General features: G+C 65.4%; 17 protein-coding genes. 10 read left to right on the plus strand and 7 right to left on the minus strand.

What is annotated here, in order from left to right:
• Window positions 1–407 precede the first annotated feature (407 nt).
• Window positions 408–1,040 carry an OmpA family protein gene (locus tag WH265_RS14480; RefSeq protein ID WP_021026010.1) on the plus strand — a complete coding sequence of 211 codons (633 nt, stop codon included), beginning with the start codon at window positions 408–410 and terminating at the stop codon, window positions 1,038–1,040.
• Window positions 1,041–1,130: 90 nt separating this feature from the next.
• Here WH265_RS14480 and modC read toward each other — a convergent pair whose 3' ends face one another.
• From modC to modA, 3 genes are all read right to left on the minus strand, one after another.
• Window positions 1,131–2,267, minus strand: coding sequence for a molybdenum ABC transporter ATP-binding protein (gene modC / locus WH265_RS14485; protein WP_339558721.1), 1,137 nt, complete (start codon window positions 2,265–2,267; stop codon window positions 1,131–1,133).
• Window positions 2,264–2,962, minus strand: a complete 699-nt coding sequence (gene modB / locus WH265_RS14490; protein WP_339558722.1) for a molybdate ABC transporter permease subunit — start codon at window positions 2,960–2,962, stop codon at window positions 2,264–2,266. Before modB ends, modC begins: the two co-directional genes overlap by 4 nt.
• Window positions 2,963–3,132: 170 nt before the next feature.
• Window positions 3,133–3,888 (minus strand): molybdate ABC transporter substrate-binding protein, encoded by a 756-nt coding sequence (modA, locus tag WH265_RS14495; RefSeq protein WP_339558723.1) that lies wholly within the window; start codon window positions 3,886–3,888, stop codon window positions 3,133–3,135.
• A 173-nt stretch (window positions 3,889–4,061) separates the two neighbouring features.
• On the opposite strand from modA, the gene WH265_RS14500 reads away from it, so the two are divergent.
• Window positions 4,062–4,892, plus strand: coding sequence for a TOBE domain-containing protein (locus WH265_RS14500; protein WP_043339300.1), 831 nt, complete (start codon window positions 4,062–4,064; stop codon window positions 4,890–4,892).
• 43 nt (window positions 4,893–4,935) lie between these two features.
• Here the strand turns inward: WH265_RS14500 and WH265_RS14505 are convergent, their stop codons facing one another.
• Window positions 4,936–5,817: a LysR family transcriptional regulator gene (locus WH265_RS14505; RefSeq protein ID WP_339558725.1), complete on the minus strand. Its 882-nt coding sequence runs from the start codon at window positions 5,815–5,817 to the stop codon at window positions 4,936–4,938.
• A 76-nt stretch (window positions 5,818–5,893) separates the two neighbouring features.
• Here WH265_RS14505 and WH265_RS14510 point away from each other — a divergent pair, with 76 nt between their 5' ends.
• Window positions 5,894–6,850, plus strand: coding sequence for a DMT family transporter (locus tag WH265_RS14510; protein ID WP_339558726.1), 957 nt, complete (start codon window positions 5,894–5,896; stop codon window positions 6,848–6,850).
• Window positions 6,851–6,922: 72 nt separating this feature from the next.
• Here the strand turns inward: WH265_RS14510 and WH265_RS14515 are convergent, their stop codons facing one another.
• Window positions 6,923–7,807: a LysR family transcriptional regulator gene (locus WH265_RS14515; RefSeq protein WP_339558727.1), complete on the minus strand. Its 885-nt coding sequence runs from the start codon at window positions 7,805–7,807 to the stop codon at window positions 6,923–6,925.
• Between the two features lie 128 nt (window positions 7,808–7,935).
• Between WH265_RS14515 and argC the strand changes: the two genes are divergently transcribed.
• Entirely contained in the window at window positions 7,936–8,862 is a 927-nt protein-coding gene (gene argC, locus WH265_RS14520) for an N-acetyl-gamma-glutamyl-phosphate reductase (protein ID WP_339558728.1), read from the plus strand.
• An 11-nt stretch (window positions 8,863–8,873) separates the two neighbouring features.
• On the opposite strand, the gene WH265_RS14525 is transcribed toward argC, so the two are convergent.
• Window positions 8,874–9,254 (minus strand): hypothetical protein, encoded by a 381-nt coding sequence (locus WH265_RS14525; protein ID WP_339558729.1) that lies wholly within the window; start codon window positions 9,252–9,254, stop codon window positions 8,874–8,876.
• A 60-nt stretch (window positions 9,255–9,314) separates the two neighbouring features.
• On the opposite strand from WH265_RS14525, the gene WH265_RS14530 reads away from it, so the two are divergent.
• The 6 genes from WH265_RS14530 to WH265_RS14555 all read left to right on the plus strand — a co-directional run bounded on the left by WH265_RS14530 (window position 9,315) and on the right by WH265_RS14555 (window position 14,147).
• Window positions 9,315–9,950: an ABC transporter ATP-binding protein gene (locus WH265_RS14530; RefSeq protein WP_339537638.1), complete on the plus strand. Its 636-nt coding sequence runs from the start codon at window positions 9,315–9,317 to the stop codon at window positions 9,948–9,950.
• 118 nt (window positions 9,951–10,068) lie between these two features.
• Window positions 10,069–10,896 (plus strand): undecaprenyl-diphosphate phosphatase, encoded by an 828-nt coding sequence (locus WH265_RS14535; RefSeq protein ID WP_339520382.1) that lies wholly within the window; start codon window positions 10,069–10,071, stop codon window positions 10,894–10,896.
• Window positions 10,897–11,097: 201 nt separating this feature from the next.
• Window positions 11,098–11,625: a 2,4'-dihydroxyacetophenone dioxygenase family protein gene (locus WH265_RS14540; protein WP_021026020.1), complete on the plus strand. Its 528-nt coding sequence runs from the start codon at window positions 11,098–11,100 to the stop codon at window positions 11,623–11,625.
• A 1-nt stretch (window position 11,626) separates the two neighbouring features.
• Complete coding sequence (locus WH265_RS14545; protein WP_339558730.1) at window positions 11,627–12,364, plus strand: SDR family NAD(P)-dependent oxidoreductase; 738 nt, start codon at window positions 11,627–11,629, stop codon at window positions 12,362–12,364.
• A 33-nt stretch (window positions 12,365–12,397) separates the two neighbouring features.
• On the plus strand, window positions 12,398–13,378 hold the full coding sequence (locus tag WH265_RS14550; RefSeq protein ID WP_339558731.1) for a Bug family tripartite tricarboxylate transporter substrate binding protein: 981 nt from the start codon (window positions 12,398–12,400) through the stop codon (window positions 13,376–13,378).
• Window positions 13,379–13,421: 43 nt separating this feature from the next.
• Window positions 13,422–14,147: an SDR family NAD(P)-dependent oxidoreductase gene (locus WH265_RS14555; RefSeq protein ID WP_021026023.1), complete on the plus strand. Its 726-nt coding sequence runs from the start codon at window positions 13,422–13,424 to the stop codon at window positions 14,145–14,147.
• A gap of 102 nt (window positions 14,148–14,249) precedes the next feature.
• Here WH265_RS14555 and tolA read toward each other — a convergent pair whose 3' ends face one another.
• Window positions 14,250–15,113 (minus strand): cell envelope integrity protein TolA, encoded by an 864-nt coding sequence (gene tolA / locus WH265_RS14560; RefSeq protein WP_339558732.1) that lies wholly within the window; start codon window positions 15,111–15,113, stop codon window positions 14,250–14,252.
• Window positions 15,114–15,162 lie beyond the last annotated feature (49 nt).

A 15,162-nucleotide genomic window follows, 5' to 3' on the forward strand; every position in this document is an offset into this window, starting at 1 on the left:
GCTCATTGCTGGTAAGCAAATGCACATTTTCGAAAAGCACTGATTTTACGAATAACTACGCGCTTCCCCATACAAATTACCTTGCCGATGTTGCGAACAGGCGCAAGGATGAAAAAATATTTCAGAGAAAGCCGCCAACTCAAGGGTAATCACTAGTTAAAGGGCATGGTGGCGCGATTACCTGCTATCTATTTTCGAGCGTCGGATACCGGGTTACTACCTGTATGGTGGCCGCTTTGCGGGCCGGGTTGGCTGCACGAATGGGGGGCGGTTCGCTGCGCGGCGTCAGTGCTGCAAGGTACAATCTCGCGCGTATCTGCCATGGGGGTGTGCAGGGCCTGCGCGGCCACGGCATGCAGCCACAACAATTTCTTTTTTAATGCACCACGGGTGCCTGGAGTCTGACTGTGAGTTCTTCGCAAAATAATGACGGTGATGAGCGCTTTGCCTTGGGCCTGGTATTTGCCCTGATCACCCTGGTGGTGTTGGGCGTGATCTGGTTTGGCGCCTACAAGGGCCTGCATGGCGCCAAGTCTGGCCAAGCGGGCGTGTTGACCGCGCAGACCGGCACCAAGGGTGGCGCCGTGCTGGGTGGTACGGACCCGGCCGTGGCCGCCGCCCGTGCAGCCGCTGCGGCTGAGGCTGGCAATGCTGCTGGCGCTTCCGCCACTGGCGCTGCTGCTGGCGGCGCTGCCGTGGTGGCAGACGACGCCGCTGCCGTGGTGATCGAAAACGGTGTGGTCAAGTTCTACTTTGCCACCGCCAAGGCCGAGCTGGCCCAGGGTGCCAACGAAGCGCTGGTCGACGTGATCGCTGGCGTCAAGGCCGGCCAACGTGCGGTGATCTCGGGTTACACCGATGCCACCGGCGACGCCGACAAGAACGCCGAGCTGGCCAAGCAACGCGCCTTTGCCGTGCGCGATGCGCTGCTGGCCCTGGGCGTGACCGAAGACAAGCTGGAGCTGAAGAAGCCCGAAGCGGTGGAGAACGCTGGCAACAATGCCCAAGCCCGCCGCGTGGAAGTGGTGCTGGCCCCTTAATCGGCCCCACCAGACACGACAAAGCCCGGATGCGTCCGGGCTTTTTTGTTGCTGGGGCCAGGCCCCAGGCACCCCAGAGGGCCAGGGCCGTCAGCGCAGCACGGCGACGCCCTTGAGCTGCGCATGCACCCGCAGGCCGGGCGCCAGCTGCAAAAGGCGCGCCGAGCGGGCGGACACGAGGGCCAGCAGATGGGGCATGTCATCTCCAGTGCCTGGTGCCAGGCGCAGCTGCACCAGCACCTGGCCCGGGCTGCTGGCCTGCAGGGCAGTCACCACCGCTGGCAGGCTATTGAGGATGGAGCTGCCCGTCTGGGGCATCAGCGAGAGGCTGACATCGCGCGCCAGCACCCGCAGGCGCACCCGCTCGCCTTGCCGGTAATGCGCATCGGCCTGGGTCCAATGCAGCTGCAGCTGTGGGTGGGTGCCTATTTGCAGCGACCACAGGTGGTCTTGCAGATCGTGGCCGCAGACCTGGCCTTCGAGCAGGCTGGCTTGCTGGGCATCGGGCAGGGCCTGGGCCAGCGGGGCATTCAGCGCGGTCAGCATGTCGGCCACCGGGCCCTGGGCCACGACACGGCCGGTTTGCAGCAGTACCACCTGGTCGGCCAGGCGGCCCACTTCGTCGATCGAGTGGCTGACGTACAGGATCGGCAGCTTGAGCTGATCGCTGAGCTGGTCCAGGTAGGGCAGCACCTCGGCCTTGCGCTCGGCATCCAGCGCGGCCAGGGGCTCATCCATCAGCAGCACGCGCGGGCTGGTGGCCAGTGCGCGGGCAATGGCCACGCGCTGGCGCTCACCGCCCGACAAGGTCGCGGGCTTGCGCGGCAGCAGCGGGCCAATGCCCAGCAGCTCGACCAGGCGCACGATCTGCACGCGCTGGCGCGCCGCCGGGGTGCGGCGCAGGCCGTAGCGGATGTTGTCATGGGCGCTCAGGTGCGGGAACAGGCTCGCTTCCTGAAACACATAACCCAGCGCCCTTTGGTGGGTGGGCAGCCAGTGGGCGCTGTCATCGTCCTGCCAGCGCTCGCCATTGACCGTGACCTGGCCCTGGGCGCGCTCCAGCCCGGCAATGGAGCGCAGGCAGCTGGTCTTGCCGCAGCCCGAGGGGCCAAACAGCGCGGTGACGCCCTGGCCAGGCATCTGCAGATCGACCTGCAGCTGGAACGACGCGCGCTCAAGCTGCAGGCGCGCGTGAATGCCGTCGTGGGCGTTCTGGGCTTGCGTCATAGGGGACTCGCATTGTTCTTGTCGCGGGGCTGCAGCCACTGCAAGGCCACCAGCACCACAAAGGCAAACACCACCATGCCGCCGGCCAGCCAGTGCGCCTGGGCATACTCCATGGCTTCGACGTGGTCGTAGATCTGCACCGAGACCACGCGGGTCTTGCTGGGGATATTGCCGCCCAGCATCAGCACGATGCCGAACTCACCCACCGTGTGGGCAAAGGTCAGCACCGCAGCGGTGATAAAGCCCGGGCGCGCCAGTGGCAGTGCCACGCTGAAGAAACTGTCGATACGGCTGGCGCCCAGGGTGGCCGCCACTTCCAGCGGGCGGCGGCCCAGGCCTTCAAAGGCCCGCTGCAGCGGCTGCACCGCAAAGGGCAGTGAGTAGACCAGCGACCCCACCACCAAGCCGGCAAAGGTAAAGGGCAGATAGCCCAGGCCCAGCGCGTTGGTGAGGTGGCCCATGGGGCCATTGGGGCCCATGGTGACCAGCAGGTAAAAGCCGATCACGGTGGGCGGCAGCACCAGCGGCAAGGTCACCACCGCGCCGATGGGGCCGCGCCAGCGCGACGGCGTATGCGCCAGCCACCAGGCCAGCGGCGTGGCCAGCACCAGCAGCAGGGCTGTCGTGAAACTGGCGAGCTCAAGCGTCAGCCAGATGGCGGCCCAATCGTCGGGGCTGAGAAGGGAGGTACTCACGGCAGGCGGGGTCGTGGCAAGGTGGGAAGAAGGAAGCGGCGGCTGCGCACATGGTGCACGCGCAGCGCCTGCCCGGCAAGGGCAGTGTTTGGCCGGACCAACGCGCTGATGTCAATGGCCGAGCAGAGACCGGCGGGATCAGACCCGCCAGATCGGTGGCCTGCCGCGCCTTAGAACGCGTAGCCGTAGGACTTGATGATGGCGCGCGCCTTGTCTCCCTTGAGGTAGTCCATCAAGGCGGTGGCGGCGGCATTGTCCTTGGCGCTGTCGAGCACAATGGCGTCCTGGCGGATGGGCTCATGCATGGCCGATGGAACAATCCAGGCCGAGCCTTCGTGCAGCTTGCCGTCTTCCATCACCTGCGACAGCGCCACAAAGCCCAGCTGGGCATTGCCGCTGGCTGCAAACTGGTAGGTCTGGCCGATGTTCTCGCCTTGCACGACTTTTGGCGTCACCTGGTCGGTCAGGCCCAGGTTCTTGAGCGTTTCCATCGCGGCCAGGCCGTAGGGGGCCAGTTTGGGGTTGGCGATGGCGATGTGGCGGTAGTCGCCGGTCTTGAGCACGGCGCCCTTGTCGTCCACATAGCCCGCTTGCTTGCTCCACAGCACCAGCTGGCCGATGGCGTAGGTGAAGCGGCTGGCGGCCACACCCTTGCCTTCCTGGGCCAGCTTGGCCGGCGTCGTGTCATCGGCGGCCAGCAAAATGCCAAAGGGCGCGCCGTTGTTGATCTGGGCATAGAACTTGCCGGTGGCACCAAAGGACAGCACGGCCTTGTGGCCGCTGTCCTTTTCGAACTCGGCGGCAATCTTTTGCATCGGCGCGGTGAAGTTGGCGGCCACGGCCACCGAGACTTCGCCCGCATGGGCACTGGCAGCGAAGGCTGCAAACAGGGACAGGGCGAGGGGGGCGAAGCGGCGTTGGGTCATGGCAGTTATCAAATCGCTATTCTGTTAATGAATAGCGAGAGTGTAACGAGATTGTGGAGAGGCAACAAATGATGGGGGTCAAAGGCCACCGTGTTGGCGCGATATTCTGGGCAGTGCTTTTCTGAAGGCACGCTATGGGTACCGAGGCGCTAAACCATGCGAAGATTCGCGCCATGATCCCCCAAGCATCGCTCGCTGCCGCGCTCGCCGAGAAGCGCTCTGACCGCCGCATGGATGTGCTGCGCCATATCCAGGATTGCGGCTCCATCTCGGAGGCCGCGCGCCGCGTGGGCATCAGCTACAAGGCGGCCTGGCAGGCTCTGGATACCTTGTCCAACCTGGCAGGGGTGGAGCTGGTGCAGCGCAGCGTGGGCGGCAAGGGCGGCGGGGGCGCGCAGCTCACGGCCGATGCGCTGCTGCTGCTTGAGGCCGCCGACGCCATGGGCCATGCGCGCGAGCAATTGCATGTGCAGCTCGAGCATGCGCGCCAGCTGCCAACGGCTGCAGACCCCCAGGCACGCGCTGCCGGGCAAGCAGGCATCTCAGTGGCCACCACCCTGGCGCGATTGCAGGTGATGACCAGCATGCGCAACCAATGGCCCTGTGTCGTGGCCCAACTCAGCCGCAGCGGCCCCTTGGTGCAGGTGCAATTGCAGGGTGCCGATGCTGGCGCGCAGTTTGTATTGCATTCCCATATCACCGATGAGAGCGCGCAGCTCTTGGGCCTGCGCCAGGGCCTGCCGGTGCTCGCCATGTGCAAGGCCACCGCTGTCACGGTGCAAGCGGCATCGGCCGCTGCCGCGCTGGCGCCGGGCAGCAACGGCTGGCAGGGTGCGGTCACACGGGCCACGCGCGGCGGCACGGTGCAAGAGCTGGCCGTGCGCCTGCAGTCCGGCGTGCAGCTGGTGGGCTTCAGCCGCCAGGCCACGTCGCTGCGTGCGCGCTCTGCGGTGCAGGTAACGGTGGAGCCCTCGGCCGTGGTGATTGCGCTGAGCGGCGAATAAACCCGGCCTGCGCCCGGCAGCGAGGCGCTGACGCCCAGGCGCTTTATTCCAGCACTAGGCGCTTGCGGGCTTTTCGCGCGGTTTCGACAAAGGCTGCCGCTGCGGGCGATAAGCGGTCAAAGCGCAGTGCCGCCAGCGCAATGTGCCGGTGGTTGCGCGGCATGAGCGGGCGGTAGGTGACGCCGGCCGGGGGCGCGGGCAGCGCCAAGCGCGCGGCAATGGTCAGCGCATCGCCTTGCGCGACAAAGCCCATCATCGAGCTAAGCTGCTCAAACCGGTACAAGGTGTTGGGCACGGCGCCTTTGTCGGCCAAAAACGCGTCCACCCGGGGGCCGGAGCCCGCCGAGGTGCGGATAAAAGGCTGGCCATGAAAATCCAGCGCGCTGATGCTGGTCTTCTGGGCCAGTGGATGGGCTGCGGGCAGCACGGCTACCAGCTCGTCTTCGATCAGCGGCACGGTGTCAAAGCGCTCGTCGGGCAAAACCACAAAGCCCAGCTCCACGCGGCGCTCCAGCAGCCACTGCAGCACCACGCTGTCCACCGCTTCTTCGATATGCACCTCGACCAGTGGATGGGCATGGCGAAATGCGGCCAGCAGCTGGGGCAGCAGGCGCAGCGAGGAGGTCGCGCCAAACGAGGCGATCTGCAGGCGCCCGCTTGCAATGCCGCGCGCAGCCTGCGCTTCCTGCCGCAGCGCTTCTTGCTGCTGCAGCATGTCCTGGGCGCGCACCAGCAGGCGGCTGCCCACCTCGGTCAAGCTGACCGCTGCCCCATCGCGGCTGAACAGGCCCACGCCCAGGGCGGTTTCAAGCTGCTTGATCGCATGGCTGACGCCGCTTTGCGAGATGCCAAGCACCGCCGCCGCACGGGAAAAACTGCCCACCTTGGCCAGGGTGGCAAAAACTTCGAGCTGGGTGAAGGTCATGGCGCGGATAAGCTGGGATGGCTATGAGCATTTGCTCATTCGACCATTGATAGTGATTAGCGGATAGTAGCAGCGCATGAACTCCGCAAAATACTCTACCCATCTGGGTCTTATCGGCATGGCGGCGCTCTGGGGCGCGTCCTGGCCCTGGGGCCGTGTTGTGGCCCAAGCCATGCCACCGCTGGCTGCTGCCAGCCTGCGCTTTCTGCTGGCCAGTGCCGTGCTGCTGCTGTGGCTGGGCCGCACCGGGCGCATGGGCCGATTGCGCAACTTGGCGGGGCGCCAGTGGCTAGGGCTGGCGGCTGCGTCGGCGGTGGGCGTGCTGGGCTATTCGCTGTTCTTCTTGCTGGCGCTCAAAACCGTGCCTGCCGGCAAAGCAGCCATGGTGGTCGCGCTCAACCCGGTGCTGACCATGCTGTTTGCGGTGCTGCTGTTTCGTGAGCGCATCAACCTGCCGATCTTTCTGGGTCTAGGGCTGGCAGTGGGTGGTGCCTTGTATGCCCTGAGCGGTGGCCACTGGAGCTGGGGCCCGGGCAGCGCTGCAGGTGCCGGAGAGTGGCTGCTGCTGGGCTGCGCCGCCTGTTGGGTGGGCTATACCTTGCTGGGCCGCCTGGTGCTGACCAGCATCGATCCGCTCACCACGACGGCTGCGACCGCCAGTATCGGCGCGCTGTTGCTGCTGGGCGCCAGTCTGGTGGCGGAGGGGCCAAGCGCCTGGGCAGGCCTGGTGCATGTGCGCGCCGAGGTGTGGTACAGCCTGGTCGCGCTGGCGCTGGGGGCCACCGCGGTGGCCTATGCCTGGTACCTGAGGGGCGTGCAGGAGCTGGGCGCGGGCGCAGCGGCCGCCTATATGTCGCTGGTGCCCTTGTTTGGCATGCTGCTGTCCAGCCTGTGGCTGGCCGAGCCGGTGACGGCTTCCTTGCTGCGTGGCGGTGGCGCGGCGATTGCCGGGATGCTGCTGATGAATGCGGGACGCATGCGGCTGGCGCGGCGCCCAAAGCGCATCGCGCCAGGCAGTGCAAGGACCGGTTGAACGCGCGAGTGACTTGGCGGCTGGGGTACTGCACAGGCCTGGCCTTTCAGCCCGGCCTTGCCGGTGTGACGCTCACACCAGCCGCAGGCCCCACAGCACATCCAGCACATGTTGGGTGGAGGGCTCCACATAGCCGGCGCGGTGGGCGATGCCCAGCCGGCGCCACAGCGCAGGGCGCAGCGGGCGCATCGCAATGCGGGCATCTGGCGGTGGTGCGGTGGCTTCGTGCGGCAGCAAGGTGGCGCCGTAACCTGCGGCCACCAGGCTCTTGATGGCATCGTTGTAGTTCAGCGCAATGCGCGGCACCGGGTGGTGGCCGCCCGCGGCAAACCACTCGCTGGTCTGGCGTGACAGGCGTGTGCTGGCATCGTTGAGGATGAGCGGTTGGCTGGCAAGCCACTGGGGCGTGAGGTGGGCCGGGCAGGTCCAATCGGCCGGCACAAAGGCCATTACCGGATCGCGGCGCCAGGGCTGGATCACCAGGCCTGCGACGGCGGGCTGGGGCAGGGCGGTCACCCCTACATCGAGGCTGCCATCTGCCAGGCGCGCGAGTGTCTCTTCCGAGGTCTGGACGCTGATCTGAACGTCGATGCCCGGATGCTGATCGCGCAGCACCGCCAATGCCTGGGGCAACAGATGCGCGATCACCCCGGTCGATGCGCCCAGCCGCACACGCCCTTCCAGCCCTTGCACCTGGCGCTGGATGTCGCTTAAGGCCAGCTCGGCCTCGTCCAGCAGGCGGCGCGCGCGTGCGACCAGCACTTCGCCAATCGCAGAGGGCCGGACATGGCCGCGCTTGCGCGACAGAAGCGGCGCGCCAATGCGCTCTTCCAGCTCGGCAATATGCAGGCTGACCGTGGGCGCTGCCAGGTGCAGGCTATGGGCGGCCTTGATGAACGAGCCCTGGTCGGCAATCGCTACCAAGGTGCGCAAACGGTCCAGGCTGATCTCTCGCATCGCGGCTCCAAATTCAGAAATACTGAACGTTTGATTTGTGAAATTCAACTTTCATTATTTTAGTGCTCGGAGGAATATGGCGGCTTCATCCATGGGCCAGCGCCCGCATTCTCGGAAGTCATCTGCATATGCGCACTTCTCTTGTTTTTATCGACGGCGACCAGGGCACCACCGGTCTGCAAATCCATGAGCGGCTGCGCGGGCGCAAGGATATCCGCGTCGTGACCCTGCCAGCTGCTGAGCGCAAGGATGCCCAGCGCCGGGCCGAAGCCATCAATGCCTGCGATATCGCCATCCTCTGCCTGCCCGACGCCGCAGCGCGCGAGGCGGTGCAGGCCATCGTCAATCCTGCGGTGCGGGTGATCGATGCCAGTTCTGCGCACCGCACCCAGGCCGATTGGGTCTATGGCTTTGCGGAGATGTCGGCAGCGCAGGCTGAGCGCATTGCCAAGGCCCGCCGGGTCAGCAACCCCGGCTGCTACCCGACGGGGGCTATTGGCTTGCTGCTGCCCCTGGTGCAGGCCGGGCTGCTGCCTGCCAGCTACCCAGTCAGCGTGCACGCGGTATCGGGCTACTCCGGGCGCGGACGCGCTGGGGTCGAGGCGCATGAGGGCGTGGGCGGTGCCAAGCCGCCAGCCTTCCAGATCTACGGCCTGGAGCTGGCGCACAAGCATGCGCCGGAGATGCAGTTGCACGCAGGTCTGGCCGCGCGCCCGCTGTTTGTGCCGGCCTATGGTGCCTATCGCCAGGGCATTGTGCTGACGGTGCCCTTGGCATTGCGCATGCTGCCGCCCGGTGTGGATGCCGCTGCGTTGCAGGCCTGCCTGGCACGTCACTATGCGCAGGCGCCCGATGTGCAGGTTTTGTCGCTGGACGAGGCCAGAGCGCTTACACACCTGGATCCGCAACTGCTCAACGGCACGAATGCCATGCAACTGAGCGTCTTCCACAACGAGGCGCAGGGCCAGGTGCTGCTGGCGGCCATTTTTGACAACCTGGGCAAAGGCGCATCGGGTGCGGCGGTGCAGAACCTGGACCTGATGCTGGGCGCATAGGGGGTGAAAGCTCAGTCGCTATCGCCCAGAAACTGCGCGGTCAGCTGCTGGGCCAGGGGGTCGGGGCCGCTGAGGGTCAGGCTCAGCTGCAGCGCGGTCTGCTGCGCTGCCTGGGGCGCCAATAGCTGGCGCTGCCGTGCATCCCAGTGCAAGGCCAGCGCGTCACCGGCGTCGTTTTGCAGCTGCAGGTCCAGATCCCAGCGGTGGCCATCTTCCAGCGGGCCGGGGGCACCAAAGGCATCGCTGCACCAGGCCAGCAGCTGCGTGACTTCGGCTGCCAGCGCCGGCCACTGGGCGGCCTTGGCATAGGCCATCGCATCGAGGCTGGTAAGGCCTTCGCCGTCATCGCTGGTGTCAAAGTCCAAATAGTCGAGCATGTGCGGGGTTTTCATCGATATTGCGCGATTTTATGCTATGTTTTTAGGAGTTAAGCAAGCAAGCCGGATACCCCTATGAGCCTGGAATGGAATGCGCTGGATTTCTCCTACCCGCAAGCGGCCCCGCTGCTGGCCGGCTGGCAATGGCAGGCCGCGCCTGGCCTGGTGCAACTGGTCGATGGCCTGAGCGCAGGCAAGACCACGGCCCTGCAATTGCTGGCCGGGCAGCTGCAGGCCTGCGGGGGCAGCCTGCTTATCGATGGCCAGACGCCGCAGGCGCTCAAGAGCGCAGGGGGCGTGTTCTGGCACGAGCCACGCCTGCCCGCCACGATGCCGCCAGGCACCACGGTGGTCGCAGACTGGATCGCCCAGATGCGCCGGGACTGCCCGGGCTGGGATGAGGCACTTTTTGGGCAATGGCAAGCGGGCTTTGATCTGGCCCCGCATGGCGCCAAGCCTTTGCTGGCGCTCTCCACCGGCAGTCTGCGCAAGCTGGTCATCGCGCTGGGCCTGGCCAGTGGCGCCCGGCTGGTGCTGCTCGATGAGCCCACCTCGGGGCTGGACAAGCCGGCGCTGGCTTTTTTGCGCGAGGGCTTGCAAACCCTGGCGCCGCACCTGGCCGCGCAGGGGCGCTACGCCGTGCTGGCGCATTACGAGCCTTTGGTGGATGCCGGGGGCGCCGTGCAGGTGGTGGCGCTGCCGGCGCCATAGCGGCTGCGCAGGCGAGGGCGCTGCATTGTGTAAATTTTCGTGCGCGCTGGCGGGCCAGACCCGTGGCGCGTGTTGGGCCGCTGGATAATCGGGCAGACCGATTTTTTGAAAGACTGTTGTGGACACCTTGCTGTTGATCAAAGCCGCCATCATGGGCGTGGTGGAGGGGCTGACGGAGTTCTTGCCGATCTCCTCGACAGGGCATTTGATTTTGGCCGGCAGCCTGCTGGGCTTTGACGATGCCAAGGCCAAGGTGTTCGACATCGCGATCCAGACTGGCGCCATCTTTGCGGTGATCCTGGTGTACTGGCAAAAGATCCGGACCACCGTCGTGGCCCTGCCATCGAGCCGCCAGGCACAGCGCTTTGCGCTCAATGTCTTTATCGGCTTTTTGCCCGCCGTGGTGCTGGGCCTGTTGTTTGGCAAGTACATCAAGGCGCATTTGTTCACGCCCATCGTCGTGGCCACCACCTTTATCCTGGGCGGCTTTGTCATCCTCTGGGCGGAAAAGCGCCAGTCCGCCCATGTGCGGGTGCAGACGGTCGATGAGATGACGCCGCTCGATGCACTCAAGGTCGGCCTGGTGCAGTGCCTGGCGATGATTCCGGGCACCAGCCGCAGCGGCTCGACCATCATCGGCGGCATGCTGATGGGCCTGTCGCGCCAGGCGGCCACCGATTTTTCCTTCTTCCTGGCGATCCCCACCTTGATCGGCGCTGGCGTCTACAGCCTCTACAAGGAGCGGGCACTGCTGTCGATGGCGGACCTGCCCATGTTTGCGACGGGGCTCATCTTCTCGTTCATCAGCGCCTGGCTCTGCGTGCGCTGGCTGCTGCGCTACATCGCCTCCAACAGCTTTGTGCCCTTTGCCTGGTACCGCATTGTGTTCGGCATCATCGTGCTGGTGACGGCCTTTAGCGGCATGGTCAATTGGGTGGATTCCTGATCGCGGACATCCACGCGCATCCGCAAACTGAAACCCGGCCAGCAGCCGGGTTTTTTTGTGCCCGTTGGGCCGCTGCCGCAGCCCGGTCCCTGTCGCCAATATGTCTGTGCCGCCCAAGGCTTGGGGTTTGTCTGGGCTGCGGGTCTTTCGGCGTTCTCTACAATTATCCATATTGTGAACTTTAGTCCATATGGTGGATAAATGCCTGTAGATAGCCCTGACCAGACTCCGTTGATGCCTTACCAGTATCCGAACCCGCCCGATGCGCTGCCCGAGATCGTGGTGGAAAGCGCCATCCCCACCGATGAGCGGCTGTGGGTGCCGCAGGCCGAGAACGTCTGGTTTCGCCCCCTTTGCCTCAATGCCAGCCAGGGTTACTGGATGAACCTGCTCAAGGTGCGCAAGTCCGGCGTGCTCAGCCGCCACCGCCACCCGCAGGCGGTGCATGGCTTTGTGCTCAAGGGGCGCTGGAAATACCTGGAGCACGACTGGTGGGCCAAGGAAGGCAGCTATGTGTTTGAGCCCCCAGGCGAGACCCACACCTTGTATGTGCCCGAAGACTGCGAGGAAATGATCACCTACTTCCAGGTCAACGGTGTCATGTACTACACCGACCCCTGGGGCAAGGGCATGGGCTTTGAGGACGTGTTCACCAAGATCGACATGTGCCGCAAGCACTTCGAGGCCGTGGGCCTGGGTGCCGATTACACCAACCAGTTCATCCGCTGACATGGCCGATTGCAGCTACCAATTGGGCGGCCGGGTGGCCGTGGTGACGGGCGGCGCAAGCGGCATTGGTGCCAGCCTGGTGCAGGCCTTGCAGCAAGCCGGTGCCCAGGTGGCGGTCTGGGATCTGCAGCCGCCTTCTGCCGCAGATGCAGGTGATGCGCTGTTCTGCCCGGTCGATGTGACCGAGCCGGCCAGCATCCAGGCGGCGCTGGCGCAAACGCTCGAGAGGCTGGGCCGGGTTGACATGCTGATCAACAGCGCCGGTATCACCGGGCCCACGATGGCGCTCGATGCCTTTGACGACGCCGTCTGGCAACGCGTGATCGATATCAACCTGGTCGGTGTCTACCACGTCTGCAAGGCGGTGGTGCCGGTGCTGCGTGCCCAGGGCTATGGCCGGGTGGTGAACATCGCCTCGCTCGCAGGCAAGGAGGGCACGCCCAATGCCTCGGCCTACAGCGCGGCCAAGGCCGGGGTGCTGGCGCTGACCAAGTCGCTGGGCAAGGAGCTGGCCGGCAGCGGCGTGCTGGTCAATGCGGTGGCACCGGCAGCGGTGCGCACACCCATTCTGGAACAGATGGCCCCCGAGCATGTGGCTACGATGATTGCCAAGAGCCCGATGGGGCGCCTGGGCGAGCCCGAGGAGATTGCGGCCCAGGTGCTGTGGCTGGCGTCTGACGCCTGCTCGTTCAGCACTGGGGCGGTGTTTGATGTATCCGGTGGACGTGCGACCTATTGAAACTGCACGACAAAGTAAAAAGCAGGAGACGGTATGAACATGAATAAAACGCGCCGCGGCGCCATGGGCTTTGTCGCCGCCGGTGCCAGCGCTGTGCTGATGGGCATGAGCGGCTGGGCGGTGGCAGCGGACTTTCCGGCACGCCAGATCGAGCTGATCGTGCCCTTCCAGCCCGGTGGCGGCACCGACGGCGTGGCCCGTGCCTTTGGCGAGGCGGCGCGCAAGCACATTCCGCAAAGCGTGGTGGTGATCAACAAGCCCGGTGCCAGCGGCGCCATTGGCTGGACCGACATGATCAATGCCCGCCCCGACGGCTACAAGCTGGCCGTGGTGACGGTGGAGCTGGTGACCCTCAAGCCCATGGGCCTGGCCAAGTTCTCGTACGACGATGTGCAGCCCATCATCCAGTTCAACGCCGACCCGGCTGCGATCACCGTGCGCGCCGATGCGCCCTGGAACACGATTGAAGAGTTTCTCGCGGCCTCCAAGAAGGACCCCGGCAAGATGGGCGTGGGCAATGCCGGCAATGGCTCGATCTGGCACTTTGCCGCCACGGCGCTGGGCGACAAGACGGGCATCCAGTTCAACCATATTCCGTTCCAGGGTGCGGGCCCGGCCGTGCTGGCGCTGATGGGCGGCCACGTCGATGCGGTGGCGGTGAGCCCGGCCGAAGTGGCCCAGCAGCTGCAGGCGGGCAAGCTCAAGATGCTGACCGTGATGGCGGACCAGCGCGTGAAGAACTTCGACAAGGTGCCCACCCTGAAGGAAAAGGGCATCGACCTGAGCATTGGCACCTGGCGCGGCATTGCCGGCCCCAAGAAGCTGCCCACCGATGTGCTGAACTACCTCAAGGCCGCCGCCAAGAAGACCGTCGATGAGCCGGCCTTCCAGGAAGTGCTGGCCAAACAGAACCTGGGCTTTGTCTATGCCGACGACCAGGGTTTCCGCAACCAGATGATGAAGGATGCGACCTATTTCGCCGACCTGATCAAACTGCTGGACATGAAGAACTGAGCCCCAAGCGGGTGATAAGCAAGCAATGCGAGAGATGCGAGTGATGACTACGACCTACCAGAAAGACCTGTTGACAGGCAAGACCGCCCTGGTCGCCGGTGCCACCCAAGGCATTGGTGCCGTGATTGCCAACCATTTGGCGGCGCTGGGCGCGCGCGTGATTGCGCTGGGCCTGGGCGAGGGCGATGGCACGCTGGACGCCGGGGTGGAAGTGCGCCAGGCCGATGTCACGCGCCAGGCCGATCTGGATGGGGCGCTCGCCGATCTGGACGAGCTCGACATCGTCTTCAACTGCGCGGGCATCATCAAGCGCGGGCTGGAGCACGATGTGGAGGTCTTCCAGCGCGTGCTGGAGGTGAACCTGACGGGCACCATGCGGGTCTGCACCGCTACGCGCGACAAGCTGCGCGCCCGGCGCGGCTGCATTGTCAACACCGCATCGATGCTGACCTTCTTCGGTGGTGGCCTGGTGCCCGGCTATGCGGCCAGCAAGGGCGGTATCGGCCAGCTGACCAAGTCGCTTGCCATTGCCTATGCGGCCGACGGCATCCGGGTGAACGCGATTGCCCCGGGCTGGATTGCGACGCCGCTGACCCAGGCGCTGCAGGACGACCCGGCCCGCTCCGGCCCCATCCTGGCACGCACGCCGCTGGGGCGCTGGGGCACACCGCAGGATGTGGCGCAGGCAGCCGTGTTCCTCTGCACGCCGGCGGCCAGCTTTATGACGGGCGTGGTGCTGCCGGTCGATGGCGGCTATATGGTGAGCTGAGACTGACGCCCGAGAGGGCGGTGGCAGCAAGCTGCCCATCCAAACACAAATGCCCTCGGCCAGGTGGCCGAGGGCATTTTTTTGGGGAAGACGAACAGGTCGTCAGTCCTTGGGGCGGAAGCCAATGACCAGACTGGATGGCACGCGGCCATCGGTGTCGCGCGGCAAGGTTTCGGTCTTGTGCATCGCGCGGACGACGGCATCGTCCCAGGCCTTGTTGCCGCTGGACTTGGTGACGCGCACGCCCACGATGGTGCCATCGGGGGCAGCGCGCACTTCCAGCTCGGCACGCGGGTTGCCCTGGATGTCATCAGGGAAGGTGATGTTGGGGCGCACCTTGGCAGCGACCTTGCCGCCATAGCCGGCCGATGGGCCACCTTGGCCAGAGGCGCTGCCCGATGGCGTGCCACCCTGGCTGCTGCCGGCCGCACCTGCTGCGCCTGCCATACCGGCCATGCGGGCGATATTGGCCTGGCGCTGGGCTTCGGCGGCCTTGGCATCTGCTGCTGCCTTGGCTTTCGCATCTGCGGCGGCCTTGGCCTTGGCGTCCGCTGCTGCTTTGGCTTTCGCATCTGCAGCGGCCTTGGCCTTGGCGTCGGCTTCTGCCTTGGCTTTCTCGGCCTTCTCGCGCTCGGCCTTGTCCTTCTCGGCTTTTTCCCGGGCGTCCTTTTCCTTTTGCAGGCGGTCCTTCTTGTCCTGCTCGGCCTGCTTCTTGCGGTCGGCTTCCTTGCGGTCCTTCTCCGCCTTCTCGGCCTTTTCGCGGGCGTCCTTTTCCTTTTGCAGGCGTTCCTGGCGCTCTTCTTCCAGGCGGTCCTTCTTGTCCTGCTCGGCTTGCTTCTTGCGCTCGGCTTCCTTGCGCTGGGCCAGCTCACGCTCCTTTTGCTCGCGCTGCTTGGCTTCCTGCTCCTTTTTCTTGCGCAGGGCAATCTCGGACTCGCGGTCGTCGTCATCCTGCACGGCCGCCACGGGCTTGGGCGTGGTGTGTGTATTTTAAACATCTACCAGCCCACCCGAC

Origin of the sequence: Comamonas sp. MYb396 (genome assembly GCF_037479555.1) — a bacterium.
Classification (GTDB): Bacteria; Pseudomonadota; Gammaproteobacteria; order Burkholderiales; family Burkholderiaceae_C; genus Comamonas.